Origin of the sequence: Clostridium sp. (genome assembly GCF_016650035.1) — a bacterium.
Taxonomy (GTDB): domain Bacteria; phylum Bacillota; class Clostridia; order Clostridiales; family Clostridiaceae; genus Clostridium_AD.
This window is the reverse complement of sequence record NZ_JAENWM010000167.1, coordinates 1-2,209: the sequence shown is the minus strand read 5'-3', so window position 1 is coordinate 2,209 and position 2,209 is coordinate 1. Positions and strand designations below refer to the sequence as shown.

General features: G+C 30.8%; 4 protein-coding genes. 2 read left to right on the top strand and 2 right to left on the bottom strand.

Annotation, left to right across the window (positions count from 1 at the left end; translation table 11 throughout):
- Positions 1-154: 154 nt before the first annotated feature.
- Together JJD95_RS20055 and JJD95_RS20050 are read right to left on the bottom strand one after the other, a co-directional pair.
- Complete coding sequence (locus JJD95_RS20055; RefSeq protein WP_291645279.1) at positions 155-460, bottom strand: hypothetical protein; 306 nt, start codon at positions 458-460, stop codon at positions 155-157.
- A 17-nt stretch (positions 461-477) separates the two neighbouring features.
- Entirely contained in the window at positions 478-945 is a 468-nt protein-coding gene (locus JJD95_RS20050) for a hypothetical protein (protein ID WP_291645277.1), read from the bottom strand.
- Between JJD95_RS20050 and JJD95_RS20045 the strand changes: the two genes are divergently transcribed.
- Both JJD95_RS20045 and JJD95_RS20040 read left to right on the top strand, forming a co-directional pair.
- On the top strand, positions 917-1,285 hold the full coding sequence (locus JJD95_RS20045; protein WP_291645275.1) for a hypothetical protein: 369 nt from the start codon (positions 917-919) through the stop codon (positions 1,283-1,285). The genes JJD95_RS20050 and JJD95_RS20045 overlap by 29 nt on opposite strands.
- Positions 1,286-1,508: 223 nt before the next feature.
- On the top strand, positions 1,509-2,012 hold the full coding sequence (locus tag JJD95_RS20040) for a peptide deformylase (protein ID WP_291645281.1): 504 nt from the start codon (positions 1,509-1,511) through the stop codon (positions 2,010-2,012).
- The last annotated feature ends 197 nt before the right edge of the window (positions 2,013-2,209 follow it).

The following is a 2,209-nucleotide window of genomic DNA, read 5'->3' as shown; positions in this document are numbered from 1 at the left end:
TTTTGTGTATAATTCATATTGAGTACCTCCACTGATAATTATAAATTAGGGATAAAAGTTGCAACTGTTATACCCTGTATTTTATCAGTAGGTGCTCTTTTTTTCAAAACTCATTTTAATTCATAACAGGAATGCTCCTTTCATATTTTAATAATTACATTGGTGGCATTCCTGCCATCATCAAAGCCATCATTGTTTCACTCATGTTTGATAAACTTGATTTCATTATCTCATTATCCTCTTGAATTAATTCCATTTCCGTCTTTGGAATATCCTCTAAAATAGCTACATTTGGTGTAACGCTTATGTCTATTAATGACATTACATCATCAGTAATTTTAATTCTTTTGCCATCAGGTATTTCTACCCATAAAAAAGGAACTCCAATTGGTTCTCTAACACCACCACTTTTAATATCAAGTATATATCCTGTTGAATCATAAATTATTAATGTATTCATTTGTTAATACCTCCTTATTAGCTATATGCTTTCCACTGTATAGAACCATACGCTCTGAGATTTTTCATTATAAATCCACTACTATTAACAGTAAAAGTTCTAACACCAACAACTCCACCTTTAGCATAAGGGATTTCTGTAAGGTTTATCCTAAGTCCTACACCCCAATCTGATATAGTTATTGAATTGTCAATATTGTATTCCATTAATGTTGCATCGTATGTGTATCGTTCGTAATAAGCACCCTCACTTTTTAAACTGACTATTATAGTAGATGGCTGAAAACTAAGCCCAGCTACTGTAAATCCTCCAATCGAATCACTTCCGCCCACTCCACTAGCATAAAACTTTCCACCTAAACTTGCTATAGTAGGTTCTACATGAGTTCCTGTTATCTTTACTTTAGCATCTGTATTATAAGCAGTTTTTCCTGTTTTAATATCACTAGCAATCACATTGCCTGTTAATGCTAGTATTCCTATCAATCCTGTATCATCATCATTAGAGAATGTCTTCCCTGCTAGTACATCTCCAACAACGGAATTACCTTCTGCACTAGCTTTAAGAAAAAAACAATCACTTGCTAAGTTGTACCAAACAGTTACCGCTTTTCCACTTGTTAAATTAGGTGCAGTAGTTGTATTAGGCTTATATAGCGGTTTACCATTAATTGTAGTTGCACCACTATTATTATTAGCACTTACTATAAATGTTTTAGTAAATAAGTTTGTTAATGTTGTAATCGCTAAAGTTATTGCAGTTGCAGTTCCTGTTGCTAGTTGTGTCGAGTTATTTGCCTATTTTGAAACAAACTATTTTATGTAGAGGTCATGGAAACTAGTCATATAGCTAGAGTTCGCTATAGGATAAAACACGAACTTTATAAACATGCATCTAATTTAGAGATACATTCTTTTAATAAGTAATAATCTGTTTAGAAGAGCAATTAAGTATTTAATTGAAAACAATGTATAATAGAGAAGTATGGAACGGAGCATATGCAATTCTATATATAGATTTTCAAAAACTTCAAATGGAGGGAAAAATTATGGCTATAAGAGAAATATTATTATTAGGGAATGAAAATTTGTACAAAGTTTGTACAGAAGTTTCAAAAGATGAAATTAATAAGGCACGAGAAATCATTGAAGATTTACATGATACAGTGGTGGATTTTAGAGAGAAATTTCGTTTTGGAAGAGCAATAGCAGCTCCTCAAATAAATGAACTACATAGAATAATATATATAAAATCTGATGACACCTCTATTGCGTTTATAAATCCTAGACTCGAATTTATAAATGGTGAGAAATTTGAAATGTGGGATGATTGTATGAGTTATCCAGGGTTAGAAGTAAAATTATATAGATATAAAACGTGTAAAGTTTATTACAAAGATTTGGATTGGGCAGATTGTAGTATAGAATTTACAGGAGATTTAGCAGAACTAATTCAGCATGAATATGATCACCTAGATGGTATACTCGCTGTACAGAGAGCAATTGACAATAAATCTTTTAGAATAAATAAAAACAAGTCAGGTTGTTTCTAGTTTTTTAATAAAAAAATAGTTATTATATGTTAAAGACAAATGTCGTGAAATAAAATTTGAACTAAACCGCTAACAGCGGTGGCAGACAAGTGCTAATTATGTTAATTTAATTTTTACTTAAATAAAATAGAAAGAAATATCCTAGTTACTAAGATACTTCTTTCTTATAATGGACACTTCCTATAAACTTTTATTGT

Bases quoted from the DNA above. Each gene is read 5' to 3' on its own strand.
- JJD95_RS20055 (WP_291645279.1), bottom strand. From the start codon at position 460: ATGAATACATTAATAATTTATGATTCAACAGGATATATACTTGATATT.
- JJD95_RS20040 (WP_291645281.1), top strand. From the start codon at position 1,509: ATGGCTATAAGAGAAATATTATTATTAGGGAATGAAAATTTGTACAAA.